We start from the raw sequence: 24,558 nt of genomic DNA, 5'->3' as shown, positions 1-24,558 counted from the left end.
TGTGAGCGAGGCGATCGAGCGGTTCTTCGAATCGCTGCCGGCGCGCGCCCCGGGAGTCCTGCGCGCCCCGGTCGCCGGGACCCTTCAGATCGATCTCTCCAGGGGCAACGAGACCATCCACTGGCTGGTCCGGATGGGGCCGGGCCGGATCGAGGTGAGCCAGGCCCGAGGGCCGGCCGACGCGATCTGGTACAACTCCGAGGACCTGTTCGAACGCCTGGTGACCGGGCGGGCCCAGGCGATCGCGGCCGTCCTGCGCAACGAGAGCACTTACAGCGGCAACGTCTCCCTGTTCTTCGCGTTGCGCCGGTTCTTCCCGGACCCGCCCGGCACCAGGGACCCCCGCGAGGTCGCCCGTCGGCAGGCCGGACGCCTGCGGTGAAGGACCTCGTCAGCATCCTGGACGGGAACACCTTCCTGGTGTGTGACCGGCGTGGCGACATCGAGCCGGCGCTGGACTTCCCGACCGGTCTCTTCTCCTTCGACACCCGGTTCCTCTCCACCTGGCTGCTCACCGTCGACGGCGAGCGCCTGCACGCGCTGTCCGTCGACGACTCGACGTCCTACCGCACCCGCTTCTTCCTCGCTCCCGGCGAGCCGACCCACTACCTGGACGCCAGGGTCTCGGTGATCCGCAGCCGCGCGATCGGCGGGAGCTTCGCCGAGGAACTGACCGTGCTCAACCACACCCGCGAGGAGATGGCCTTCGTCGTCCGCATGGAGATCGCGGCGGACTTCGCCGATCTCTTCGAGGTCAAGCAGGAGATCCACAAACGCGGCCACACCACCGCGAGGACGAGCGACAAGGAGCTACGGCTCACGTACCGCCACGACGCCTTCCACCGGGAGACCGTGATCACCACGAGCGCGCCCGGGGAGGTCGGCGTCTCCGGGATCACCTACCGGATCCGCGTCGGCCCGCACGGCGAGTGGACCACGCGCCTGCACGTCTCCACCATCGTGTACGGCGCGCGCGGCGAGGACATCCGGGCCACCCTCCCGTACGGGGGCAGCCGGAGTCCGACGGCCATCGAGGCCGAGCAGGACGAACTGATCGCCCGGGCACCGAAGCTCGGGTGCGACTGCGAGCCGCTGGCCGGGGCGTACCGACGCAGTCTGAACGACCTGGCCGCCCTGCGGTACGAATCGATCACCCTCGGCGTCCGGCTGATGGCCGCCGGGCTGCCGTGGTTCATGACCCTCTTCGGGCGGGACAGCATCATCACCTCGTTGCAGGTGCTGCCCTTCCTGCCGGAGCTGATCCCGCCGACCATCTTCATGCTGGCCGGTCTCCAGGGGCACCGGCTCGACGACTTCCGTGACGAGGAGCCCGGCAAGATCCTCCACGAGCTGCGGTACGGCGAGACGGCCGGTTTCGAGGACCAGCCCCACTCGCCGTACTACGGGGCGGCGGACTCGACGCCGCTGTTCGTGATCCTGCTCGACGAGTACGAGCGCTGGACCGGTGACAGCCAGTTGATCCGGCAGTTGGAGGCGCAGACGCGGGCCGCGCTCGCCTGGATCGACACGTACGGCGACCTGCTCGGTACCGGCTACCTCTGGTACCAGACCCGCAACACGGACACCGGCCTGGCGAACCAGTGCTGGAAGGACTCCTGGGACTCGATCTCGTACCGCGACGGCCGGCTGCCCGGCTTCCCCCGCGCCACCTGTGAACTCCAGGGCTACGCGTACGACGCGAAGATCCGGGGTGCGCGGCTGGCCCGGACGTTCTGGAACGACCCGGCGTACGCCGAGCAGTTGGAGCGGGAGGCCGCGGAGCTGAAGATGCGCTTCAACCGCGACTTCTGGCTGCCGGACCGGGAGTACTACGCGCTGGCCCTGGACGCCGACGGCGAGCGCGTGGACGCGCTCACCTCGAACATCGGGCACCTGCTGTGGAGCGGCATCGTCGACGAGTCCCGTGCCGGACGCCTGGTCGAGCACCTGCTCGGGCCTCGCCTCTTCACCGGCTGGGGCATCCGGACGCTCGCCGACGACCAGGGGCGGTACAACCCGATCGGCTACCACGTCGGGACGGTCTGGCCGTTCGACAACTCGCTCATCGCCTGGGGCCTGTGGCGGTACGGCTTCCGGGAGGAGGCCGGCCGGGTCTGCGAGGCGATCCTGGCCGCGTCCCGGTTCTTCGGCGGGCGGCTGCCGGAGGCCTTCGCCGGTTACGAGCGGTCCCTCACCGACTTCCCGGTGGAGTACCCCACGGCGTGCAGCCCGCAGGCCTGGTCGGCCGGGACACCGCTGCTGCTGCTGCGGGTCATGCTCGGCCTGGAGCCGCAGGGCGAGCACCTGATCATCGACCCGGCCGTGCCGGACGGGATGGGGCGGGTCGAGTTGCTGGACATCCCCGGCCGGTGGGGACAGGTCGACGCCCTGGGCCGCAGCCGCGGCCCGCACGACGGCACCCGGGGCCACTGACCCACGACACGGGTGGGGCGGTCAGCCGGCGCAGGTGTCGGTGGCGGAGAGCCGGATCCGGTCGTCGATCCGCTCGGCGATCACGCCGACCGTGCCGACCCGGTACGCGTACACCTCGGGGTCGTCGACGACCGGGGCACCGCCGGACAGCGGCGCGAGCGCGGCGCCCAGGGCCGGCGGCGCCGGCACGGGCTCGGCGCGGACCGTCCGGGCGACGCCGCCGTCGGGGCAGGACGCCCGGTCGTGGTCGCCGACCGGCTGGTCGGGGTGGCCGACGGCGCGCAGGGCCGCGACCAGCGCGTCGACGTCGGGACCTGGCCCGGCGCCGATCGCGGGCTCGACGTAGCCGTCGCCCACCGGCCGGCAGCCGGTGTCCGCGGTGAACCTGACCCGACCCTCCCGCTCGACCTCGCCCTCGACGGTGACGAACTCACCGGCGTCGGCCCGCAGGCGCGGCCCCTCCGCGGTGACCCGCACCCCGGCCCGCCAGTCCGCCGGGAGCCGTCCGGAGACCCGCTCCAGCAGCGCCCGCTCCTCGCCGGCCGGTACGACCACCGTGACGCCGCGCAGCAGGGTGCCCCCGTCGGACAGCGGGGTGACCCGGCAGCCCCGCTCGACCTCCGGCGGCGTGAGCGTCAGCACCAGGTCTCCACCGACCGCTCCGGCCAGCTCACCGATCGCCCGGTCGACCACCGGACCCGCGTCGGAGAGACTCCGCTGCTCCCGCACCGTCGGCGGGTCGGTCCGCACCGAGTACCAGGTGAGCGCGGCCAGCAGCACCGCCCAGAGAACCGACGCCACCACCAGCCGACGCGTCCGACGCCGGTCGGGCGGGGACGGCTCGGTACCGGTCGACGGGACGTACCCGGGCGAGACGAGACCACTCACCGCGTCATCGTGTCACGCGCCCGCAGCCCCGCTGCCGAGGGATTCGTCGCCCGGAAAGCGGGATGAGACGACGCACCGCCCCCGGGAACGGCCGTGGCCCGCCACTCCTCGGGTGGCGGGCCACGGCCGATCAGGGCGTGGGTCAGGAGGCGACGGTGACCGCGACCTCGTTGATGCCACGGCCGGCGGTGACGGCGGTGTCGCCGTTGCCGTGCCGGGACAGCGCCCGCAGCGTCCAGGTGCCGGGGGCGGCGAAGAACCGGAACTGGCCGGCCGCCGAGGTGACGACCTCGGCGGTGAACTCACCGGTGGAGTCGAGCAGTCGGACGTACGCGCCCGGCACGACGTCGCCCGCGTCGGAGCGGACGACACCGGTGATCACGGTCTCCTTCTCCAGGTCCAGGCTGGCCGGCAGCGGCGCGGCCTGGTCCGGAGCGGCGCATCCGGCGGCGGTGGGTGCAGTCATGGTGATCAGGCCTCCCCGGGCTCGTCGCCGAGTGCGACCGGCACGCCGACCAGCGAGCCGTACTCGGTCCAGGAGCCGTCGTAGTTCTTGACGTTGCGGTGACCGAGCAGCTCCTGCAGCACGAACCAGGTGTGCGAGGAGCGCTCGCCGATCCGGCAGTACGCGATGGTCTCCTTGCCGTCGTCCAGACCGGCGTCGGCGTAGATCCTGCGCAGCTCGTCGTCGGACTTGAAGGTGCCGTCCTCGTTGGCGGCCTTGGACCACGGCACGCTGATCGCGGTGGGGATGTGGCCGGCCCGCTGCGCCTGCTCCTGCGGCAGGTGGGCGGGGGCGAGCAGACGGCCGGCGAACTCGTCGGGGCTGCGCACGTCGACCAGGTTCTTGGTGCCGATCGCGGCCACGACCTCGTCGCGGAAGGCGCGGATGGAGGTGTCCGGCTCCTGGGCGACGTACCGGGTCGCCGGGCGGGTCACCGTGTCCTTGACCAGCGGACGGGCGTCCAGCTCCCACTTCTTGCGGCCACCGTCGAGAAGCTTGACGTCACCGTGGCCGTAGAGCTTGAAGTACCAGTACGCGTACGCGGCGAACCAGTTGTTGTTGCCGCCGTAGAGGACCACGGTGTCGTCGTTGCTGATCCCCCGCTCGGAGAGCAGCGCCTCGAACTGGCTCTTGTTGACGAAGTCCCGCCGGATCGGGTCCTGGAGGTCGGTCTTCCAGTCGAGCTTGATCGCGCCGGCGATGTGGCCGGTGTCGTAGGCGGAGGTGTCCTCGTCGACCTCGACGAAGACGACGCCCGGGGCGTCGAGGTTCTTCTCGGCCCACTCGGCCGAGACGAGCGCGGTGTCGCGACTCATCAGATCACTCCCTGGTGAGGATGGATGGTGAGCCAGCGCGCGGAGATCGATCGTTATCGTTGCCGCACGCGGGACCCAGAGCTAGGACGGATCACGGGTTCGTGCGACGGCGCCGCTGTCGGGCGTTCGGTGGGGGAGCACCGGAAGGGTCGTGGACCCTGAGTGCGCTGCCGGATCAGGCAGCCGAGGACAGCCCCGCCGTCAGATGACGGGGCGACACAGGCAGGTGGCCACGCGGCACAGGTCGACCGCGCGCCGTTTGGTGAGGAGCGTCCCCATGACCACGGAGCCTACCAGTCAGTGACCGTGACGCCACCGGGCCGACCAGCATCCGGGACGCGGCTCCCGCGTCGGACGTGGCCGGCCCGGTGGCACGGCGTTCTCGGTCAGGTCGCGGAGTTGATCGGCACGTTCTTCGCGTCGACGGTCACCGCAAGGCCCTCGGGCAGCGGCCGGACCTCGCGGACGGCGAGCTGGAACGGCAGGTCGGGCAGGGGTACGTCGATCGAGATGCTCTGCGCGTAGTTGTTGAGGATCGTCCGGGCCAGCGGAACGTTGGGCAGCCCCTGGGCGCTGAGGTCCTTGAAGCGCAGTGCCACCTTCCCCTGCTCGCCGACGGTCACGTCGGCGGTGCCGGTGACGGTGAGCCGCTGCCCGAGGACGTTGACCGGAGCGGTCACCGCGAGCCGGCCGTTCTGCTCGCCGAGCGTGAGCCCCTCCCGGTCGAGCAGCGCCGCCAGGCTCTCGTAGCTGATGGTGCCGGTGCCGTTGACGGTCTCGGCGACCACGTCGCCCTGCCCGGAGCGGAGGGTGTCCAGCGACGCGGCCACGTTGCGAGCGTCCACATCGAGCTTCGGCAGCGCGACGGCGTCACCCTGCACCGACCCCCGCACGTCGGTCAGTCCGATGGAGATCCGCTCGTAGCGGCCGTTCAGCACCTGGGTGAGGAACGGGAAGCCCCCCACGTCGACCGAGGCCGGCGAGGACTGCGCGCCCTGTTTCGCGACCTCCTGGCGGACCTGGTCGGCGATGGCCCGCTCGGCCACCCCGGCCGCCACCCGGTCGGCCACCACCAGCAGTCCGACCAGGATCAGGAGCAGCACGACGAGCGTGACGAGCACCTTGCGCCCGCGCCGCCGCGGCCGCTCCTCCTCGTACGCGTACTCCTGCGTCACGCCGCCTCCTGTCATCCGGTCGTCGCCGCTCGACGCGACCGGTGGTACCCGGACTCCGAAATCCTCAACCGTGGTCAGAACACCAGCTTGCACATGGCGTACGCGGCGGGTGCGGCGAGGGCGAACCCGCCGAGCGGCCCCTGCATGTGCCGGGCCACCCACATCGTCGGCGGCTCCCCCGCCATCAGCCGGCCCGCCTCGGCGTACCCCGCGGCGAGGTCGGCGAGGACGGCCGCGACCGCCGCGACCAGGCCGATCAGCGCGGCCTTCGTGGGGGTGAAGGGAGCGACCAGGTAGCTGCCGAGCAGGGCACTGACCAGCGTGCCGACCATCGCGCCGCCGACCACGCCCGAGGCGCCACGGGGCACCTGGGGGGCCAGGCGGGGCCAGGCCGCGAACCCGTCGGTGAACCGGGCGACGGTGAGCGCCACCCCGGCGGCCAGGAGGCCGACGGTGATCGTCTGGGTCCCCGCCACGACACGGCTGAGCAGGATCAGGGTGGCGAAGGCGACGACGCCCATCACGATGAGCGCGGTCCCCCGCAGCGAGTCGGTCACCCGGGCGCGGTCGACCCGACGCACCAGTTGGCCGAGCACGGCCGACACGAGAGCGGCGGCCGCCACGTAGACCAGCGGCGTGAGCCGGGCCTCCTCCATCCGCACGGCGGCCACGTCGGCGACCACCGCGGCGACACCGGCGACACCGGCGACCAGCCACATGGCCGGCGGGCGGAGGGCGGTCGTCCAGGCCAGCACGAAGAGCATCTGTACGCCCAGGACGACGATCGCGAAGGGCAGGCGGTGCCCGGGGCCGGAGGTCTGCGCCGCGAGCACCAGACCGACCCCGAGCAGCGCGGCGAAGCCGCCGATGGCCAGTGCCAGCGGGCGGCGCACCTCGACCGGCGGCGGCGGCTCCTCCTCCGGCTCGGCGTCCGGGAGGTCGTCGGGACGACGGGCCGGCTCGCCGTCCCGCCGGCGGCGCGTGCCGCTCCGCCGGTCGCCGTCGTCCTCCGCACCCGGGCCGGTACGCGGAGCGGGCGAGGCGCCGACCGGCGCCGGACGGGGCCCGTCGGGCCACGGATCACGGCCGGTGTCGGACGAGCTGGCGGGATACACGCCTCCGATGGTGCCAGACCCGCTGGCCGGAGCGGGGATCGCGGTTTCGGCGACGTTAAAAGGTGAGCTGCGATCATGGGCAACTCGGGCAAACAGGAAAGGACGTGAAGGTGACGCCGGGGGCATCGGTTACGCTCAAGCCGTTACCCGCCCGTCAGCGACGCCGGGACCCACGCAAGTTCATCAGCGCCACGCCGGGTCCGGTGTGCCGCTGGTCGCGCGCGGCCGACACGGCCGCCGGGACGGAGGTGATCGTGGAGATCCTGCTGCTGGTGACCGCGCGTGCAGGCGAACCATCCGCTGTGCTGCCGGCGCTCGACCTGCTGCCCCACTCGGTCCGTACCGCGCCGCGGGACGTCCGCACCCTGGTCGCCGGTCCCAGCCCGGACGCGGTCCTGGTCGACGCCCGCTCCGAGCTGAGCGAGGCCCGCGCGACCTGCCGCATGCTGCACGCCACCGGGCTCGGCGTTCCTCTCGTCGCGGTCGTCACCGAGGCCGGTCTGATCGCGCTCAACGCCGACTGGGGCGTCGACGACGTCATCCTCGCCTCGGCGGGTCCGGCCGAGGTGGAGGCACGGCTGCGCCTCGCGGTCGGCCGGCTGACCAACGCGACCGCCGGCGCCGGCGGCTCCGTCCGGGCGGGCGAGCTGACCATCGACCCGGACACGTACGCCGCCAAGCTCAAGGGCCGCCCGCTGGACCTCACCTACAAGGAGTTCGAGCTGCTCAAGTTCCTGGCCCAGCACCCCGGCCGGGTCTTCACCCGGGACCAGCTGCTGCGCGAGGTCTGGGGCTACGACTACTTCGGCGGCACCCGCACGGTGGACGTGCACGTCCGGCGGCTGCGGGCAAAGCTCGGCTCGGAGTACGAATCGATGATCGGCACGGTCCGCCAGGTCGGCTACAAGTTCGTCGTGCCGCCGTCCCGTTCGCTGCCGGACGCGGAGCACGCGCCGCTGCCGGTCTGAGTGCCCCCCTTCCGCAGGCACTATTCCGATCTGCCCGTTTTGTACGTCTAGCTCCCCTTATTCTGACTGCCGGGTTCGCCAGGCGAAGGGGGAGATCGTGCGTGCATTGACCACGGTGGCGGCCGAGTCCGGGCCGGGACGGGTCCACTGATGCGGGTCAGCCCGGCCGTCCGCTCCCTGGGCATCGTCGTCCTGGTGTTGACCGCCCTGCTCGGCTCCGCGTACGCCCTGGGTCGCAGCCTGGTCCCGGACCTGCCCGGTCGCGGCGTCACCACCGGCGCGAACGCCCCGCACTACGCCGACCAGCCCTCGGGCGGCGAGGAGCCGGACCACTCCGACGACCGGGATCGCCACGGCGGCGGGCCCGACGAGGCCGAACAGGGCGGCCCCGACGGCCCGGACGGACAGGCCACGCAGTCCGGGGCGCCGGACGACGGGATCAAGACGTACGGCGCGCACTCCACCACCGGCACCTCGACCGTCGCGCTGACCTTCGACGACGGTCCGCACCCGTACTACACGCCGCAGGTGCTCACCGCGCTGCGCCAGTACAACGTCAAGGCCACCTTCTGCGTGGTCGGCGAGAACGTGCAGAACCACCCGGACCTGGTCCAGGCGATCGTGGCCGACGGGCACACCCTGTGCAACCACAGCTGGAACCACGACGTCCGGCTCGGGACGCGGTCCGCCGACCGGATCCGGGCCGATCTGCTGCGCACCAGCGACGCGATCCGGGCGGCCGCACCCGAGGCCCCCATCTCCTACTACCGCCAGCCCGGCGGCGCCTGGACGCCGGCGGTCGTCGCGGTGGCCGAGGAACTCGGCATGATCCCCCTGCACTGGACCGTGGACACGTCGGACTGGCAGGCCCCGGGCGCCGGCCGGATCGCCGCCACCGTGATCACCGGCGTCCAACCCGGCTCGGTGGTGCTGCTGCACGACGCCGGCGGCGACCGGCAGGGCACCGTGGACGCGCTGCACCGGATCCTGCCGGACCTGACGAGCCGGTTCCAGGTGGGGGCGATGCCGACCGGCACGACATGAGCCGGCCGGTCCCGGCCCGCCCCGGTCGGACTACGGTGACGGCATGAGCAGCGCCGAACCGACCGTCGACCAGGTGACCCGGACCGACCGGCTCGACCCGGCGGAGGTGGCCGACGTGCTGACCCTCGCCCGGCTCGCCGGTGACGCCGACGGGGCCGATCCGTTCGACGAGCACGTCCTGCTGCGTCTCCGGGACCCCGCGGCCCCCGCGGTGCACCTCACCGCCCGCGCCGACGACGGCACCCTGACCGGGTACGCGCACCTGGACACCACCGACACCGCCACCGGGACCGGGGTCGAGCTGGTCGTCCACCCCGCGTACCGGCGACGGGGCACCGGGCGGGCACTGGCCCGGGGCGTGCTCGCGACGGCCACCGGGCCGCTCCGGGTGTGGGCCCACGGCGACCATCCGTCGGCCGCCGCGCTCGCCGTCGACCTGGGCTTCCGGCGCGCCCGCGTGCTGTGGCAGCTGCGCCGGCCGCTCACCGCCCCGATCCCGGAGCAACGCCTGCCGGACAACGTGACACTGCGCGCGTACCGACCGGGAGACGACGACGCCGCGTGGCTGGCGCTGAACGCACGGGCCTTCGCCGAACACCCGGAGCAGGGCCACTGGTCGGGCGACGACCTGCGCGTACGCCTGGCGGAGCCCTGGTTCGACGCGGCGGGCTTCCTGCTCGCGGTCGACTCCTCCGACGGTCGGCTGCTCGGCTTCCACTGGACGAAGGTGCACGAGCGGCCCGGGTCCGCCCGCATCGGCGAGGTCTACGTGCTCGGGGTGGACCCCTCCTTCCACGGCGGCGGGCTGGGCAGGGCGCTGACCGCCGCGGGCCTGACGTACCTCCGGGACCGGCGGGGCTTGGACCGGGTGATGCTCTACGTCGACGAGTCGAACGCCAGCGCGGTCGCGCTGTACGGGCGGCTCGGCTTCGCCCACTGGTCGGCGCACGTCAACTACCAACTGGGCTGAGTGATGCGCGGGCGACGGTTCGGCACGGCCGGCGCCGTCGCGGCGCTGCTGCTGACCGTCGGGGCGTGCACGGCCGGCACCGACGCCGGCCCGGTTCCCCGCCAATGGTGCGCCTCCGGCACCCTTGACGCGCAGGGCTCCTCGGCCCAGCGCAACGCGATGGACGTCTGGACCCGCGGCTACCAGCGGTCCTGCCCCGGCTCGACGATCAACTACGAGCCCACCGGCTCGGGGGCCGGCATCAAGGCGCTGGTCGCCGGCACCGCCGACTTCGCGGGCAGCGAGTCGCTGCTCGACCCGAAGGAGCAGGAGCAGGCCGACGCGCAGTGCTCGGGCGGTCGGGCGGTCAGCCTGCCCATGGTGATCGGCCCGGTGGCGGTCGCGTACCGGCTCCGCGGAGTCGCCGAGCTCCGGCTGAGTCCGGCGACCGTGGCCCGGATCTTCTCCGGCGCGATCTCCAGCTGGGACGATCCCGCCGTACGCGCCGACAACCCCGGGATCGACCTGCCCGCCACGCCGGTCCGGTCGGTGCACCGGTCGGACGAGTCCGGCACCACCGAGACCTTCACGACGTACCTCACGGCCTCGGCGCCGGACGGCTGGGCCCTCGGCGCCGACCGGAAGTGGCCGGGGCCGGGCGGGATCGGCGCGGAGGGTTCGGAGCGGTTGGCCGAGACGGTCGCCGAGACCGACGGCGCGATCGGCTATCTGGAGCTGTCGTACGCCCGTCGGGGGGACCTGCCGGTGGCCCGGATCCGCAACGCGAGCGGCGAGTTCGTCCCGCCGTCGGCGGAGGGCGCGGGGAAGGCGGTGACCGCCCCGGGAGACGGTCTGACGGTGGAGATGGACACCGGCACACGGGTGGTGGGGGCGTACCCGATCGTGCTGGTCACCTACGAGATCCTCTGCGACCGGGGACTGGCCCCGGACGAGGTGCCGCTGGTGCGGGGCTTCCTCGGCTGGACGGCCAGCGCGGAGGGGCAGCGGGCCATCACCGATCTGGGGTACGCGGCCCTGCCGGAGGGACTGCGCCGCCGGGTGGCCGACCAGGTGGCGCGGATCTCCTGAGCGGCCGGTCAACGGGTCACCGCAGGATAACGGCGGCGACTCGGCACGGTAACGGCTAACCGGGAAAATGCCCATACGTCCGACAGGGGCACCTGAGTTCACGTAACGGACAACTCGCCCTCAGCGAGCGGTCACCCCGAGGGTCGAACCTGTTCACCTTTCGTTCACTTGCGACGGGCGAACCAGTCACCTGGCGCTCCTAGCTTTTGGACCAGCCGGTCAGCGTGCCGGTCCCGGGTCCCCGATCCGGAGCCAGTCGTCAGATGTGAAGGGAAACCCCTCAGGTGAAGCTCCAGCGGCACGGCACTCTCGCCTGCCTCGCTCTTACCGCGACGCTCGCTCTCAGTGCATGCGGCTCGGACAACAACGAGCCTGCCAGCCCGTCGGCCTCCGGGTCGTCCGCGGCGGCCGACTGCGCCACGGGCACGCTGAACGCTCAGGGCTCCTCGGCCCAGAAGAACGCCATGGCCGAGTGGATCAAGGCGTACCAGCAGAAGTGCCAGGGCGTCACGATCAACTACGAACCCTCGGGCTCCGGCGCCGGCATCGAGGCCTTCATCGCCGGCACCGCCGACTTCGCCGGCTCCGACTCGGCCCTCAAGGAGGACCAGCAGCCGAAGGCCGACGCCCGTTGCGCCACCGGCAAGGCGATCAACCTGCCGATGGTCATCGGCCCGGTGGCCATCGCCTACAACCTCACCGGCGTCGACAACCTCCAGCTGAAGCCGGCCACCCTGGCCAAGATCTTCGCGGGCAAGATCGCCAAGTGGGACGACGCGGCGATCAAGGCCGACAACCCGGACGCCAAGCTGCCGGCCACCGCCATCCAGACCATCCACCGGTCGGACTCGTCGGGCACCACCGACAACTTCACCGACTTCCTGGGCAAGACCGCCGAGGCCGACTGGACCTTCGGCAAGGCCAAGGAGTGGAAGGCCCCGGGCGGCACCGGCGCCAAGGGCTCGGACGGTGTGGCCAGCCGGGTCAAGGGTGCCGAAGGCACCATCGGCTACATGGAGTGGTCGTTCGCCGAGAACGCCGGCCTGGGCATCGCCAAGATCGGTAACGGTGCCGGTGAGTTCGCCGAGCTGACCGCCGAGGCGGCCGGCAAGACGATCCAGGGCGCGGCCGTCGAGGGTCAGGGCAACGACCTCAAGATGAAGATCGACTACAACACCAAGGAGGCCGGGGCCTACCCGATCGTCCTGGTGACCTACGAGATCGTCTGCGAGAAGGGCACCGCCGCCGACAAGCTGCCGCTGGTCAAGGGCTTCCTCGGCTACGCGGCCAGCACCGAGGGCCAGGCGGAGCTGACCGAGCTGGGCTACGCCCCGCTGCCGGAGACCGTCCGGACCAAGGTCGGGGCCGCGGTCACCAGCCTCTCCTGACCCCGACCGACACCACCACATTCCTCAATCGGAGCGAGCGAGCAGATGGGTGACATCCCTCACCGCTCGGCCAACGCCGGCACCGGCGGGAGCCCCGTGACCAACGGTTACGGGAACCCCGCCGGTGCCTCGGCGCGTACGGCCGAGGCACCAGTCAGCACCCGTACCCCGGACGGCCCCGGCCTGGGCGGTGGCGGCGCGCTGCCGCGCGCCCGACGGTTCGGTGCCGAGCGGGCCTTCCGCGGTCTCACGCTGGCCGCCGGCGCCGCCGTCCTGGTGGTCATCGCCGCCATCGCGGTGTTCCTGATCGTCAAGGCGGTCCCGGCGCTGCGGGCGAACACCGAGAACTTCTGGACGTTCGAGGGCTGGTTCCCGAACGACCCGGAGCCGAAGTTCGGCATCGGCGCGCTCGCCTTCGGCACCGTCCTCAGCGCGGTGATCGCGCTGCTGCTCGCCGTCCCGGTGGCGCTCGGGATCGCGCTCTACCTGTCCCACTACGCGCCGCGCCGGGTGGGCACCTCCCTCGGCTTCCTCATCGACCTGCTCGCCGCCGTGCCCAGCGTGGTCTTCGGCCTCTGGGGCCGGGACTACTTCTCCGGCCCGGTCCGCGACTTCTCGGCGTGGCTGAACACGTACTTCGGCTGGATCCCCCTCTTCGGTGGGGACGGCCCCTTCGGCGCCTCGATCCTGCTCGGCGCACTCGTGCTGGCGATCATGGTCCTGCCGATCATCACCTCGCTCTCCCGCGAGGTGTTCCTGCAGACCCCGACCGCCAACGAGGAGGCCGCCCTCGCGCTGGGCGCCACCCGCTGGGAGATGCTCCGCACCGCGGTGCTCCCCTACGGCCGCCCCGGCATCATCGCCGCGGTGATGCTCGGCCTGGGTCGCGCGCTCGGCGAGACCATCGCGCTGGCACTGACCCTCGGCATCACGTTCAACATCTCGTTCAACCTGATCGAGAACGGCGGCAACACCATCGCCGCCAACATCGCCAACGCGTTCGGCGAGGCGAACGAGACGGGTCGGGGCGCGCTGATCGCCTCCGGTCTGGTCCTCTTCGCGATCACGCTGATCGTCAACATCACGGCGCGGGCGATCATCTACCGCCGCCGGGAGTTCACGGAGTCGGCCGCATGACCACCACCGTCACCTCGCATCGCACCCGCCCGCCGGCCCAGCCGCCGACGCTGCGGACCCGGCGACTGCCGAAGTACGCCGCGCCGGTCATCGCGCTGGTCGCGCTGCTGGTCGCCGCCGGCCTCGTGTACGGCACGGGCATCGGCGGCCCCGTCCTGGTCGTGGTGATCGGGGCCATCCTCTACCTGGCCGGGCTGTTCCTCGCCGCCAACGCGGTGGAGGGCCGGCGGTCGGCACGCAACCGCACCTGGAGCGCGCTGATCCACTCGGCGTTCGTTCTGGCCGTCCTTCCGCTGGCCTCGGTGGTCTGGACGCTCGTCACCAAGGGCACCGAGCGGCTGGACGCCGACTTCTTCCTCACGTCCATGAACAACATCGGGGCGCGGGACCCGGAGGGCGGCGCGTACCACGCCATCGTCGGCACCCTGGAGCAGGTCGGCATCGCCACGCTGATCACCGTCCCGATCGGCATCCTCTGCGCGATCTACATCGTCGAGTACGGCCGGGGCACCTTCGCCTTCGCGATCCGGTTCTTCGTCGACGTGATGACCGGCATCCCGTCGATCGTCTCGGGTCTGTTCGTCCTGGCGTTCTGGGTCCTGATCGTGTCGCCGTACTTCAACGACGGGCGACCGGGATTCTCCGGCTTCGCCGCGGCACTGGCCCTCAGCGTGCTGATGCTCCCGACGATCGTCCGGTCGACCGAGGAGATGCTGCGCCTCGTGCCGGCGCCGCTGCGCGAGGGCGCGTACGCGCTCGGCGTGCCGAAGTGGAAGACGATCCTGCGGATCGTGCTGCCGACCGCCCTGCCGGGCATCGTCACCGGCGTCATGCTCGCCATCGCCCGCGCCGCCGGCGAGACCGCTCCGGTACTGCTCGTCGCCGGCGGTGGCGCGGCGATCAACTTCAACCCCTTCGAGAACAACCAGTCGTCGTTGGCCCTCTTCGTCTACCAGCAGGCCGGCGACGCGTCCCGGTACGCGCCGGCGCGGGCGTGGACCGCGGCACTCACCCTGGTCGCCCTCGTGCTGATCCTGACGATCGCGGCGAAGCTGCTGGCCCGTCGCAACCGGCTCGGCCGATGAACCCCGGAGGTACCACCACCATGGCCAAGCGCATCGAAGCCTCGAACGTCACCGCCTACTACGGCGCCTTCAAGGCGATCGAGGACATCAACCTGACCGTCGAGCCCAAGACGGTGACCGCCCTCATCGGCCCCTCCGGCTGCGGCAAGTCGACCTTCCTGCGGTCGATCAACCGGATGCACGAGGTGCTCCCGGGGGCCCGGGTCGAGGGCAGCCTGACCATCGACGGACAGGACGTCTACGACCGCGACGTGGACGTCACCGCCGTCCGCCGCATGATCGGCATGGTCTTCCAGCGCCCGAACCCGTTCCCCACGATGAGCATCTACGAGAACGTGGTGGCCGGACTGCGCCTCAACGGCGTACGGCGCAAGTCGATCCTGGACGAGGCGGCCGAGAAGGCGCTGAAGTCGGCGAACCTGTGGGACGAGGTGAAGGACCGCCTCGCCAAGCCGGGCGCCGGCCTCTCCGGCGGTCAGCAGCAGCGGCTCTGCATCGCCCGTACCATCGCGGTCGAGCCGCAGGTCGTGCTCATGGACGAGCCCTGCTCGGCGCTCGACCCGATCTCCACGCTGGCCATCGAGGACCTGATGTTCCAGCTCAAGGACAAGTTCACAATCATCATCGTGACGCACAACATGCAGCAGGCCGCCCGCGTCTCGGACCGGACCGCCTTCTTCTCCATCGAGAAGACCGGCGACCCGGGCCGCCTCATCGAGTACGACAACACCCAGAAGATCTTCAGCAACCCGAGCGTGAAGAAGACCGAGGACTACATCACCGGCCGCTTCGGCTGAGCCGCCCCCTCGCGTCCTCCCCATGCAATTACAGAGAAAGAGTGGCTGTTCCCGTCGGAATGGCCACTCTTTCTCTGTAACTGTCCGCGGGGCGAGGGGGGATCAGCGCAGGAGGAAGCGGGGGCCGTCGGGCGTCGACTCCAGGTGGGGTGTGATCGGGGTGGCGGCGTCGCGGGTGGTCGCGGTGTGGGCCACCCCCTTGAGGTCGCCGCAGGCCGCCACCTGGCCGAGGGTCACCAGGGTGGGCGGGAGCATGGTCAGCTCGCCCGCCGCCGCCCGGTCGCGGGCGTCGGCCGGCCGGGCCCAGAGCACGCGGTCGGCCTCGCGGGAGACGTCCCGGGTCCGCTGTCCCTCCGGCAGCAGGGCCAGGAAGAAGTACGTGTCGAAGCGGCGCGGCTCGAACTCCGGGGTGATCCACCGGCTCCACGGCAGAAGCAGGTCGGACCGGAGGGTGAGCCCCCGCTGCGCGAGCAGGTCGGCGAAGCCCACCTCGTGCCGTTCCAGGGCGATCCGGGCCGCCTCCCAGTCGTCGCCGCTGACGTCGCCCACCACGGTCTGCGCGTCCGGACCGGCGAGCAGCACACCGGCCTCCTCGAACACCTCGCGCGCGGCCGCGCACACCACCGCCTGGGCGGCCTCCGGAGGCAGGCCGAGCCGGGCACCCCACCCAACCGGGTCCGGACCGGCCCAGTCCACGTGCGCCTGCGAGTCCGAGGGGTCCACACTCCCGCCGGGGAAGGCGTACATCCCGCCGAAGGCCATCGCGGCGACCCGGCGGATGAGGTAGACCTCGAAGTCGGCCGGGGCCGGGCGGAGCAGCAGCACGGTCGCCGCGACGCGCGGCACGGCCGGGGTGCCCCCCTCGGCGCGGAACCGGCGGGCGTGCTCCACCAGCGCCGGCGGGGCGGGGAAGCCGTCGCGCTCGATCGTCATGCGGTGAGCCTAGGCCACGCCCCGCCCGCCGGGACGCGGCCCGTTTCCCGCCCCCCGGAACCCCGTCCCGCTCCCCCGGTGATCTTCGCTAGCGTTGCCGGCATGACTCGTTGGGGCATCCTCGCCACCGGCCACATCGCCGGTCGGTTCGCCGAAGACCTCCGGCTGGTGCCGGGCGCCGAACTGGTCGCGGTCGGCTCGCGTACGCCGGAGAGCGCGGAGCGCTTCGCGGCCCGGCACGGCGCGCGGCGGGCGTACGCCTCCTGGGCGGAACTGGCCGCGGACGCCGACCTGGACGTCGTCTACGTGGCCACCCCGCACGCCGCCCACCACGCCGCGGCCCTGACCTGTCTCCGCGCGGGCCGCGCGGTGCTGCTGGAGAAGCCCTTCACCCTCGATCTGGCCACCAGCCGGGAGCTGGTCGACGCCGCGCGCGCCGCCGGGGTCTTCCTCATGGAGGCCATGTGGATGCGGACGAACCCGCTGGTGCGGCGGGTGTGCGAGCTGATCGCCGACGGCGCGATCGGCACGGTGACCAGTGTGCGGGCCGACTTCGGGGTGGCCGGGCCGTTTCCGCCGGAGCACCGGATGCGGGCCCGCACCCTCGGCGGTGGCGCGCTGCTGGACCTGGGCGTGTACCCGGTGAGCCTGGCGCACCTGCTGCTCGGCGTGCCCGACCACGTCCGGTCGTGGGCCCGGATCAGCCCGGAGGGCGTGGACGAGAACACCGGGATCGTCTTCGGGTACGACTCGGGGGCGGTGGCCACGTTGAGCTGCGGCATGGTGGGCGCCACCCCGCTGGTCGCCTCGATCACCGGCACCGGCGGGCGGATCGACCTGCCGGAGCCGTTCTTCCGGCCCGGTTCGGTGACGCTGCACCGGGACGGCGCCGAGCCGGAGACCGTCACGACGGAGCTGGTCGGCAACGGCTACCAGTACGAGGCCGAGGAGGTGCAGCGCTGCCTCGCGGCGGGTCTGTCGGAGAGCCCGCTCGTGCCGCACGCGGCCACGCTGGAGGTCATGGCGCTGCTCGACGACATCCGCGCGCAGATCGGCGTCGACTACACCTAGGTGCGTTAAGAAGGGCCCCCTGTACAACGCCAGGCGTTAACAGGGGGCCCTTGCGAACGGGCCGGCGGCGCATGCTGCGCCGGAGCGCCCCCGGCCCGTTCGTCCTTTTACCTCAGCTGAAGAGGGGGCGGACCAGGAAGTACATGAGGGCGCCGATGGAGCCGGCGGCCGGGAAGGTCAGGATCCAGGCGCCGATGATGTTGCCGGCGACGCCCCAGCGCACGGCGGAGAGCCGCTTGGTGGCCCCGACGCCCATGATCGCCGAGGTGATCGTGTGGGTGGTCGAGATGGGCGCGCCCAGGACCAGCGCGTTGAAGTAGAGCACCGAGCTGGCCACGGTCTCGGCGGCGAAGCCCTCCGGCGGACGCAGGTCGATGATCTTCCGACCGAGGGTCCGGATGATCCGCCAGCCACCGGCGTACGTGCCGGCCGCGAGGACGGCCGCCGAGGTCCAGAACGCCCACTCGGGGATGAACTCCGGATCGTTCTGGAAGCCGCCCACGTAGAGGGCGAGCACCACGATGCCGATGGTCTTGGCGGCGTCCTGCATGCCGTGGCCGACCGACATGGCGGCGGCCGAGGCGGTCTGCGCCCAGCGGAAGCCCCGGTTCAGCTTGCCCGGGTGCCCCTTCCGGAAGATCCACTGCACGGCGATCATGACGATGTAACCGAGCAGGAAGCCGACCATCGGCGAGAGGATCATCGGGATGATGACGCTCTCCCCGATACCGGTCCACAGCACCGTGCCGGAGGCGGCGATGGTCGAGCCGACCAGGCCGCCGATCAGCGCGTGCGACGAGGAGGACGGCAGGCCGAAGTACCAGGTGATCAGGTTCCAGACGATCGCGCCGATCACGCCGGCGAAGACGATGGCCAGGCTGGCCTGACCGGTCGGTAGTTTCACCAGCCCGCTGCCGACGGTCTTGGCCACCTCGGCACCGAAGTGCGCGCCGATGAAGTTGCCGACCGCCGCCATGGCGAGGGCCACGCGCGGTGTCAGCGCGCGGGTGGAGATGCTGGTCGCGATCGCGTTGGCGGCGTCGTGGAACCCGTTGGTGTAGTCGAACGCCAGGGCCACCGCGATCACCGCCAGCACGGCGATGAGTTCGGGACTCACAGGATCAGGACTCCTTGACCGCGATGGTCTCGACGGTGTTGGCCACGTGCTCGAAGGCGTCGCAGGCCGCCTCCAGCTCGTCGGCGACCTCCTTCATCTTGAGCACCGTCAGGGCGTCGTACTCCCCGGAGAAGAGGCGGACCAGCAGCATCCGGTACATCTGGTCACCGGTGTTCTCGAGCCGGTTGCACTCGATCCAGTAGTCCTCGAGGTCCTTCATCGACTTCAGCCGAGGCATCGCGTCGGCGGTCAGCTTCGCCTGCTGGTCCAGCACGTTGACCAGCTCGTGCATCTCCCGGGGCAGCGACGGGAGCTTGGTCAGGCCGTACAGGTACAGCAGGTTGCCGACCGCCTCCAGGTGGTCCATCACGTCGTCCAGCAACGAACCGAGCCGGTAGATGTCCTCCCGGTCGAACGGCGTGATGAACGTGGAGTTGATCTTCTTGTACAGCTCGTGCGTGATCTGGTCGCTGTCGTGCTCCACCTCGGTCAGCCGTTCGCTGACCGACTGCACCTCGACTCCGGGCAGACCCAGCTCGTTCAGCAGTTCGGTGCCCTTCACCAGGTTCTGCGCGGCCCTGGTGAAGAGCTCGTAGAAGGCGCCCTCGTTCGGGCGGAAGGAAAACTTCACAGCACGGACCTCGTCGTGTCGGTGGAAGGGTGGAGGCACCCCCGGAGAGGCGCCCGCCTGGGAATGCTAGGAAACGACGGATCCGGGAAAACGGCGGCCCACCTATGGCCAGCTCCGATCTACCCTCTGTTCACCTTCCGTTAACTTTCACCGGTCCCCTGGTCCCCAGCAGTCGCTCCCGTTCCCGTCGTACGTCGAAGGTGGCAGCCGGATACCCGAGACCGAGCGTGTCGAACGTCTCACGCAGCAGGTGGGCCACCGCCCAGTCGCGGTACCACTTCCGGTCCGCCGGCACGAGGAACCAGGGCGCGGCGTCCGTGTCGCACCGGCCCAGAGCCTCGGCGTACGCGGCCTGGTAGTCGTTCCAGCGGGCCCGCGCGTCGACGTCACCCGGGTTGTACTTCCAGTGCTTGCGTGGGTCGTCCAGCCGCGCCAGCAGCCGCTTGCCCTGCTCCTCGTGGGAGATGTGCAGCATCACCTTGACCAGGGTGAGCCCGTCGTCGGCCAGCTCCCGCTCGAACGCGTTGATCTGGTCGTACCGGGCCCGCCAGGTCGCCTCCGGCACCAGGGACTCGACCCGGGCCACCAGGACGTCCTCGTAGTGCGACCGGTTGAAGACACCCACGTACCCGGCCGCCGGCAGGGCGCGCCGGATCCGCCACAGGAAGTCGTGGGCCAGCTCCCTCTTCGTCGGCGGACCGAACGAGCGGATGTGCAGGCCGAGGGGGTTCATGGCACCGGCGACGCGCTTGATCGTGCCGTCCTTGCCCCCGCTGTCCATCGCCTGGAGCACCAGCAGCACCCGCCGCCCCGCCGCCGGGCCCGAGGGCGCCGGACCCGCCGGTGCCTTCGCACTGGCGAACAGCATCTCCTGGTGCCGGCCCAGCCCGGCGCCGAGCAGTTCGACCTGGGTGCGCGCCCACGCCTTGCGGTCCTCCCCGGTCACCTGCCGATCGGGCAGCCCGGGCGTCGAACGGGGGTCGACAGCCGCCAGGTCGACCGCGTCACCGGACGCAACCCGCAGCAGTTCCCGCATCGTCCCGCCGACCGGCTCCACCACGCCGGCCCCGTCGCTCCCACTGGTCCTATCCACCTCGCTCATCCCGCGATCATCACCCAGCCCGCCCAAGACCGCCCGCCGACGACCACCGCCTGATCGTCGTCCTCCGGGTGAGATGGCCCCGACCGCCCATCACCGCGCCCCCGCTTTGCTCTGCACCCCAATGCGCGCCGGTAACCGTACGCAGCGAAGCCGCGCCAACGACTGCCATGAGCACAATGAAGAAGCCCAGGTAGGGCGGGTGGTGCGTCCAGGGGTGCAGAGCAAAGTCTCCGACACTGTGTGGCGGTCACCGAACAGGCGATCACACTCCGTGGCCGCGCCGTTCTTGATGTCCAGTAACCGGGTACTCGAGCGGCGACCGACTGCCACGACCCGCCCGGCGTAGATCCACTCGATGTCATGGAAGTCGGGCTGAAGAGCTCACCCGGACACCCCGATGTCACTGACGTCGAGTCGATCATGTCCCGGGCTGTCACGTCCCGGGGCCGTGGAACGTCCTTCGGCGGGGGAGGATCGACGTGTGCAGCGGGAAGAGAGCGACGGGGTGGGCGATCTGGCGGCGGAGTTCGAGGCGGAGCGGGGACGGCTTACCGCGGTCGCGTACCGGATGCTGGGCAGCCGCAGCGAGGCCGAGGACGCCGTCCAGGAGACCTGGCTGCGGTACGCGGCGACGCTCGGCGACCCGGCGGCCCGCGCCGAGATCCGCCAGCTCGGTGCCTGGCTGACCACCACCTGCTCCCGGATCTGTCTGGACGTGCTCCGCTCGGCGCGGGTCCGTCGGGAGACGTACCCGGGTCAGTGGCTCCCCGAGCCGGTCGTCACGCCGCTGGACGCCCCTCCCCGGCCGGACGGCTTCGCGCCCGACCCGGCCGAGCGGGCGGTCCGCGCCGACCAGGTCGGCACCGCCCTGCTGGTGGTGCTGGAGCGGCTGAGCCCCGAGCAGCGGGTCGCGTTCGTCCTGCACGACGTCTTCGCGGTGCCGTTCTCCCGGGTCGCCGAGGTGCTCGGCACCACCGACGCCGCCGCCCGGCAGCTCGCCTCCCGGGCCCGCCGCACGGTCAGCGCGCCGGAGGCGCCCCGGCACACCGCCGACGCGGCCGAGCAGCGCCGCGTGGTGCAGGCGTTCGTCGCCGCCACCGAGTCGGGTCAGCTGGAGGACCTGCTGAGGGTCCTCGCCCCGGACGTGGTCCTCATCGGTGACGGCGGCGGGCACTTCCCGGCCGGCCGGAACCCGGTGGTCGGGGCCGACAAGGTCGCCCGCTTCACCCTCGGCCTGTTCGGTCAGGCCGGCCGGTTCGGCGGCCGGCTGCGCGCCCGGCCGGTGCTGGTCGACGGCGTGCTGGGGCTCCAGATGGAGACGGTGTTCCGCGACGGCCGGCCGCTGCGTCTGGTCAGCGCGCTGGCCGTGCACGAGGGTCGGGTGACCGGCGTCTTCAACCAGCTCAATCCGGACAAGGTGCGGGACGTGCCGCCGCTCGGCCCGGAGGACACCTGGCCACCGCGCTGGTGACGGCCCCGGCTCAGACCACCAGCGCCAGCCATTTCCGGTACGACGTGGCGAACGGCTCGGTGCCGTCACCCAGCGCCCCGAGGAGCCATCCGGCGGCGGCCTCCGCCTCGGCGACCACGTCGTCGGGGTAGCCGAAGCGGACCCGGTGCTCGGCGAACTCGTCCTCGTCGCGCAGCTCGACCAGGCCGGTGGCCCGTCGTCGCACGACGTCCAGGTCGAGGTCGACCAGGTGCACGGTGTCGTCGTCGGCCCAGCGGGCGGGTGTGGTGATGTCGCAGTAGACCTCGCTGGTCCGCGGCGGCGGGTTGAACATGCCCGTCCACCAGGCCGCGTGCGGCACCAGGAGGACGAAGGGGATCTGCTCCACCGAGGGGCGGCCGTGGTAGACCGAGGCGGTGCCGGCGGTGACGCCGAGCCAGATTCCGAGGTCGTCCTCGGCCAGCCGGCGGGCCGGATAGTCGCGGTGGGCGCTGCCGTCGTACTTGCGGTAGATCACACGGACGACATCGCTCGGCATGATTCGCACCCTAACCGATTCGGCCCAGGCGTCGCCGCAGGGAGGTAACCGGACGCGGCCGTACGGATGCCGGACCGTGACGGTGTCCCGGGCCGTGCCGCGCGACCGGTGTCGGGCTCGGCGGGTACCGTCGCACGGTGACTCCGCCCCGCACCGCCACCGGTTCCGCCAGCCCCTCGCCGCGCACCGGGCGACGGCGTCGGGGCGACCGGCCCAGCGGCGCGGACCTGCTCGCCGCCGCCGTCGGCGCGGTGCCCGGCGGCGCGGCGCGCCCCGGCCAGCAGGAGATGGCGACCGCGATCGAGGACTGCGTCTCCGCCCGCGAGCACCTGCTCGTGCAGGCCGGCACCGGCACCGGCAAGTCGCTGGCCTACCTCGCGCCGGCGCTGACCGTGGACGGCCCGGTGGTGGTCTCGACGGCGACCCTGGCGTTGCAGTCGCAGCTCGTCGAGCACGATCTGCCCCGGCTGGCCGACGCGGTGGAGCCGCTGCTCGGCCGGCGGCCCACCTTCGCGGTGCTCAAGGGCCGGCACCACTACCTGTGCCTGGCCCGCCTGGACAACTCCACCGAGGACGAGCCGGAGGACACCCTCTTCGACACCCCCGCGCCCCGTCCCGCCGGCGGGACGAAGTGGCTGGGTGAGGCCGGCCGGCTCGGCAAGCAGATCCAGCGGCTGCGGGACTGGGCCGAGAAGACCGACACCGGCGACCGCGACGAGTTGGACCCGGGGGTCGACGACCAGGCGTGGCGGCTGGTCTCGATGCCCGCCCGGGAGTGCGTGGGAGCCGCCCGCTGCCCGTTCGGCGCGGAGTGCTTCGCCGAGGCGTCCCGGGCCCGCGCCCGCGAGGCCGACATCGTCGTCACCAACCACAGCCTGCTCGCGGTGGACATGCTCGCCGGCCGGCAGATCGTGCCGCCGCACAAGCTGCTCGTCGTGGACGAGGCGCACGAGCTGGCCGACCGGGTCTCCTCCGCCGCCCAGGCCGAGCTGGTGCCGGAGCTGATCGACCGGTCCACCAAGCGCGCCCGCCCGCTGCTGCGCCCGGAGACCGCCGACGCGCTCACCGCCGCCGGCGACGCCCTCGCCGTCGGGCTGGCCGAGGCGCCGGCCGGTCGCCTCACCTCCGGCCTGCCGGGTCCCCTGCGCGACGCGTGCACACTGCTCGACGCGGCCACCCGGTCGGCGCTCGACGCGATCGGCGACGTCAAGGCCGACGACCCGGACCCGGTGCGCAAGCAGCAGGCCAAGGCCGCCCTCGACGACCTCTCCACCACCGCGCAGCGGCTGCTGGAGGAGGCCGACCACGACGTGGCCTGGGTGGAGAAGAACGACACCACCGGCCGGCGGGCGCTGGTCGTCGCGCCGCTGTCCGTCGCGGGCACCCTCGCCACCCACCTGTACGAGGAACGCACCGTCGTCGCCACCTCCGCCACGCTGACGCTGGGCGGCCGGTTCGACACGGTGGCCCGGGCGCTCGGCCTGGAGGCGCCCACGGCCGGCCCGCCGTCCCCGGCCGCCGCCGCCCTCGCCGCGTCCACCGCACCCGACCGACCGGGGGCCACACGCGGTGCCGCCGGCCCGATCGCGAAGGTCACGGACGGCACGCCGGGCGTCCCGGCGACCTCCGGGCCGGGCTGGCGCTCGCTCGACGTGGGATCCCCGTTCGACTACGCGCGGCAGGGCATCCTCTACGTGGCCGCGCACCTGCCCCGGCCCAGCGTCTCCGGGCTGCCCGACGCGGCCGGCGAGGAACTGCTCGCGCTGGTCGGCGCGCTCGGTGGCCGTACGCTCGGGCTCTTCTCCTCCCGACGGGCCGCGCAGCAGGCCGCGGAGCTGGTCCGCGCGCGCACCGACCTGCCCGTTCTGCTCCAGGGCGAGGAGTCGCTGCCGCTGCTGGTCCGGCGGTTCCGGGAGGAGAAGGCGAGCTGCCTGTTCGGCGTGATGTCGCTGTGGCAGGGCGTCGACGTGCCCGGTGACGCGTGCCAGCTGGTGGTCATCGACCGGCTGCCGTTCCCGCGGCCCGACGAGCCGCTGGCCGCCGCCCGCGCCGCCGCGGTGGACGCGAACGGCGGGTCCGGGTTCGCCGCGGTCAGCGTGCCGATCGCCGCCGTCCGGCTCGCCCAGGGCGTCGGCCGGCTGATCCGGGCGACCGGTGACCGTGGCGTGGTCGCGGTGCTCGACTCGCGGCTGGAGACGGCCCGCGGCTACGGGCCGTTCCTGCGCCGCTCGCTGCCACCGTTCTGGTACACGACCCGCCCGGACGTGGCCCGCGGTGCCCTGGAGCGCCTCGCGAAGACGTGACCGCCCGCGCCCTTCATGATCATGC

General features: G+C 72.3%; 24 protein-coding genes. 13 read left to right on the top strand and 11 right to left on the bottom strand.

Features of this window, described 5'->3' with window-relative positions:
- Position 1: 1 nt before the first annotated feature.
- Complete coding sequence (locus ACTMSW_RS14900; protein ID WP_441181200.1) at positions 2-382, top strand: SCP2 sterol-binding domain-containing protein; 381 nt, start codon at positions 2-4, stop codon at positions 380-382.
- Entirely contained in the window at positions 379-2,433 is a 2,055-nt protein-coding gene (locus tag ACTMSW_RS14895) for an amylo-alpha-1,6-glucosidase (RefSeq protein WP_441181199.1), read from the top strand. Before ACTMSW_RS14900 ends, ACTMSW_RS14895 begins: the two co-directional genes overlap by 4 nt.
- A 21-nt stretch (positions 2,434-2,454) precedes the next feature.
- On the opposite strand, the gene ACTMSW_RS14890 is transcribed toward ACTMSW_RS14895, so the two are convergent.
- The 6 genes from ACTMSW_RS14890 to ACTMSW_RS14865 form a co-directional block, all read right to left on the bottom strand.
- Complete coding sequence (locus ACTMSW_RS14890) at positions 2,455-3,321, bottom strand: hypothetical protein (RefSeq protein WP_441181198.1); 867 nt, start codon at positions 3,319-3,321, stop codon at positions 2,455-2,457.
- 142 nt (positions 3,322-3,463) lie between these two features.
- Complete coding sequence (locus tag ACTMSW_RS14885; RefSeq protein WP_441181197.1) at positions 3,464-3,787, bottom strand: DUF1416 domain-containing protein; 324 nt, start codon at positions 3,785-3,787, stop codon at positions 3,464-3,466.
- Positions 3,788-3,792: 5 nt separating this feature from the next.
- Positions 3,793-4,641, bottom strand: a complete 849-nt coding sequence (locus ACTMSW_RS14880; RefSeq protein WP_441181196.1) for a sulfurtransferase — start codon at positions 4,639-4,641, stop codon at positions 3,793-3,795.
- Positions 4,642-4,842: 201 nt separating this feature from the next.
- Entirely contained in the window at positions 4,843-4,920 is a 78-nt protein-coding gene (locus tag ACTMSW_RS14875) for an Ms5788A family Cys-rich leader peptide (protein WP_311202345.1), read from the bottom strand.
- 107 nt (positions 4,921-5,027) lie between these two features.
- Entirely contained in the window at positions 5,028-5,816 is a 789-nt protein-coding gene (locus ACTMSW_RS14870) for an LmeA family phospholipid-binding protein (protein WP_441181195.1), read from the bottom strand.
- 74 nt (positions 5,817-5,890) lie between these two features.
- Complete coding sequence (locus tag ACTMSW_RS14865; protein ID WP_441181194.1) at positions 5,891-6,931, bottom strand: hypothetical protein; 1,041 nt, start codon at positions 6,929-6,931, stop codon at positions 5,891-5,893.
- 248 nt (positions 6,932-7,179) lie between these two features.
- Between ACTMSW_RS14865 and ACTMSW_RS14860 the strand changes: the two genes are divergently transcribed.
- From ACTMSW_RS14860 to pstB, 8 genes are all read left to right on the top strand, one after another.
- Positions 7,180-7,899 carry a winged helix-turn-helix transcriptional regulator gene (locus ACTMSW_RS14860; RefSeq protein WP_441181448.1) on the top strand — a complete coding sequence of 240 codons (720 nt, stop codon included), beginning with the start codon at positions 7,180-7,182 and terminating at the stop codon, positions 7,897-7,899.
- Positions 7,900-8,049: 150 nt separating this feature from the next.
- A complete protein-coding gene (locus tag ACTMSW_RS14855) occupies positions 8,050-8,943 on the top strand; it encodes a polysaccharide deacetylase family protein (RefSeq protein WP_441181193.1) in 894 nt (297 codons plus the stop codon).
- A gap of 43 nt (positions 8,944-8,986) precedes the next feature.
- Positions 8,987-9,913, top strand: a complete 927-nt coding sequence (gene mshD, locus ACTMSW_RS14850) for a mycothiol synthase (protein ID WP_441181192.1) — start codon at positions 8,987-8,989, stop codon at positions 9,911-9,913.
- A 3-nt stretch (positions 9,914-9,916) separates the two neighbouring features.
- Positions 9,917-10,981, top strand: coding sequence for a phosphate ABC transporter substrate-binding protein PstS (gene pstS, locus ACTMSW_RS14845; RefSeq protein ID WP_441181191.1), 1,065 nt, complete (start codon positions 9,917-9,919; stop codon positions 10,979-10,981).
- Between the two features lie 284 nt (positions 10,982-11,265).
- Positions 11,266-12,369 (top strand): phosphate ABC transporter substrate-binding protein PstS, encoded by a 1,104-nt coding sequence (pstS, locus tag ACTMSW_RS14840; protein WP_441181190.1) that lies wholly within the window; start codon positions 11,266-11,268, stop codon positions 12,367-12,369.
- Positions 12,370-12,414: 45 nt separating this feature from the next.
- Positions 12,415-13,506: a phosphate ABC transporter permease subunit PstC gene (gene pstC / locus ACTMSW_RS14835; RefSeq protein ID WP_441181189.1), complete on the top strand. Its 1,092-nt coding sequence runs from the start codon at positions 12,415-12,417 to the stop codon at positions 13,504-13,506.
- Positions 13,503-14,591, top strand: a complete 1,089-nt coding sequence (pstA, locus tag ACTMSW_RS14830) for a phosphate ABC transporter permease PstA (protein ID WP_441181188.1) — start codon at positions 13,503-13,505, stop codon at positions 14,589-14,591. Before pstC ends, pstA begins: the two co-directional genes overlap by 4 nt.
- Before the next feature lie 20 nt (positions 14,592-14,611).
- Complete coding sequence (gene pstB, locus ACTMSW_RS14825) at positions 14,612-15,388, top strand: phosphate ABC transporter ATP-binding protein PstB (RefSeq protein ID WP_441181187.1); 777 nt, start codon at positions 14,612-14,614, stop codon at positions 15,386-15,388.
- A 102-nt stretch (positions 15,389-15,490) separates the two neighbouring features.
- Here pstB and ACTMSW_RS14820 read toward each other — a convergent pair whose 3' ends face one another.
- Positions 15,491-16,321 carry an NUDIX hydrolase gene (locus tag ACTMSW_RS14820; protein WP_441181186.1) on the bottom strand — a complete coding sequence of 277 codons (831 nt, stop codon included), beginning with the start codon at positions 16,319-16,321 and terminating at the stop codon, positions 15,491-15,493.
- A 102-nt stretch (positions 16,322-16,423) separates the two neighbouring features.
- Between ACTMSW_RS14820 and ACTMSW_RS14815 the strand changes: the two genes are divergently transcribed.
- Complete coding sequence (locus tag ACTMSW_RS14815) at positions 16,424-17,392, top strand: Gfo/Idh/MocA family protein (RefSeq protein WP_441181185.1); 969 nt, start codon at positions 16,424-16,426, stop codon at positions 17,390-17,392.
- Between the two features lie 112 nt (positions 17,393-17,504).
- On the opposite strand, the gene ACTMSW_RS14810 is transcribed toward ACTMSW_RS14815, so the two are convergent.
- The 3 genes from ACTMSW_RS14810 to ACTMSW_RS14800 form a co-directional block, all read right to left on the bottom strand.
- Positions 17,505-18,509, bottom strand: coding sequence for an anion permease (locus tag ACTMSW_RS14810; RefSeq protein ID WP_441181184.1), 1,005 nt, complete (start codon positions 18,507-18,509; stop codon positions 17,505-17,507).
- Between the two features lie 4 nt (positions 18,510-18,513).
- Positions 18,514-19,140, bottom strand: coding sequence for a DUF47 domain-containing protein (locus ACTMSW_RS14805; RefSeq protein ID WP_441181183.1), 627 nt, complete (start codon positions 19,138-19,140; stop codon positions 18,514-18,516).
- Positions 19,141-19,270: 130 nt separating this feature from the next.
- The gene (locus tag ACTMSW_RS14800; protein WP_441181447.1) at positions 19,271-20,176 is read right to left on the bottom strand and encodes a PPK2 family polyphosphate kinase; all 906 of its coding nucleotides are present in this window, start codon (positions 20,174-20,176) and stop codon (positions 19,271-19,273) included.
- A gap of 571 nt (positions 20,177-20,747) precedes the next feature.
- Between ACTMSW_RS14800 and sigJ the strand changes: the two genes are divergently transcribed.
- Positions 20,748-21,713: an RNA polymerase sigma factor SigJ gene (sigJ, locus tag ACTMSW_RS14795; RefSeq protein ID WP_441181446.1), complete on the top strand. Its 966-nt coding sequence runs from the start codon at positions 20,748-20,750 to the stop codon at positions 21,711-21,713.
- A 10-nt stretch (positions 21,714-21,723) separates the two neighbouring features.
- Here the strand turns inward: sigJ and ACTMSW_RS14790 are convergent, their stop codons facing one another.
- On the bottom strand, positions 21,724-22,230 hold the full coding sequence (locus tag ACTMSW_RS14790; protein ID WP_441181182.1) for a DUF402 domain-containing protein: 507 nt from the start codon (positions 22,228-22,230) through the stop codon (positions 21,724-21,726).
- Between the two features lie 137 nt (positions 22,231-22,367).
- On the opposite strand from ACTMSW_RS14790, the gene ACTMSW_RS14785 reads away from it, so the two are divergent.
- Positions 22,368-24,533 (top strand): ATP-dependent DNA helicase, encoded by a 2,166-nt coding sequence (locus ACTMSW_RS14785; RefSeq protein ID WP_441181181.1) that lies wholly within the window; start codon positions 22,368-22,370, stop codon positions 24,531-24,533.
- The last annotated feature ends 25 nt before the right edge of the window (positions 24,534-24,558 follow it).

The sequence above is a fragment of the Micromonospora sp. BQ11 genome (assembly GCF_052068135.1).
Classification (GTDB): Bacteria; Actinomycetota; Actinomycetes; order Mycobacteriales; family Micromonosporaceae; genus Micromonospora.
Note: the sequence above shows the minus strand (reverse complement) of the source record. Positions and strands in the feature narration are given on the sequence as shown.

What these genes read in the sequence shown, in the direction of transcription:
- ACTMSW_RS14790 (WP_441181182.1), bottom strand. Translation starts at nt 22,230, where the DNA reads ATGCCGAGCGATGTCGTCCGTGTGATCTACCGCAAGTACGACGGCAGC.
- ACTMSW_RS14885 (WP_441181197.1), bottom strand. Translation starts at nt 3,787, where the DNA reads ATGACTGCACCCACCGCCGCCGGATGCGCCGCTCCGGACCAGGCCGCG.
- pstS (WP_441181191.1), top strand. Translation starts at nt 9,917, where the DNA reads ATGCGCGGGCGACGGTTCGGCACGGCCGGCGCCGTCGCGGCGCTGCTG.
- ACTMSW_RS14820 (WP_441181186.1), bottom strand. Translation starts at nt 16,321, where the DNA reads ATGACGATCGAGCGCGACGGCTTCCCCGCCCCGCCGGCGCTGGTGGAG.
- ACTMSW_RS14880 (WP_441181196.1), bottom strand. Translation starts at nt 4,641, where the DNA reads ATGAGTCGCGACACCGCGCTCGTCTCGGCCGAGTGGGCCGAGAAGAAC.
- ACTMSW_RS14815 (WP_441181185.1), top strand. Translation starts at nt 16,424, where the DNA reads ATGACTCGTTGGGGCATCCTCGCCACCGGCCACATCGCCGGTCGGTTC.
- pstA (WP_441181188.1), top strand. Translation starts at nt 13,503, where the DNA reads ATGACCACCACCGTCACCTCGCATCGCACCCGCCCGCCGGCCCAGCCG.
- mshD (WP_441181192.1), top strand. Translation starts at nt 8,987, where the DNA reads ATGAGCAGCGCCGAACCGACCGTCGACCAGGTGACCCGGACCGACCGG.
- pstC (WP_441181189.1), top strand. Translation starts at nt 12,415, where the DNA reads ATGGGTGACATCCCTCACCGCTCGGCCAACGCCGGCACCGGCGGGAGC.
- pstB (WP_441181187.1), top strand. Translation starts at nt 14,612, where the DNA reads ATGGCCAAGCGCATCGAAGCCTCGAACGTCACCGCCTACTACGGCGCC.
- ACTMSW_RS14800 (WP_441181447.1), bottom strand. Translation starts at nt 20,176, where the DNA reads ATGCGGGAACTGCTGCGGGTTGCGTCCGGTGACGCGGTCGACCTGGCG.
- ACTMSW_RS14875 (WP_311202345.1), bottom strand. Translation starts at nt 4,920, where the DNA reads ATGGGGACGCTCCTCACCAAACGGCGCGCGGTCGACCTGTGCCGCGTG.
- ACTMSW_RS14855 (WP_441181193.1), top strand. Translation starts at nt 8,050, where the DNA reads ATGCGGGTCAGCCCGGCCGTCCGCTCCCTGGGCATCGTCGTCCTGGTG.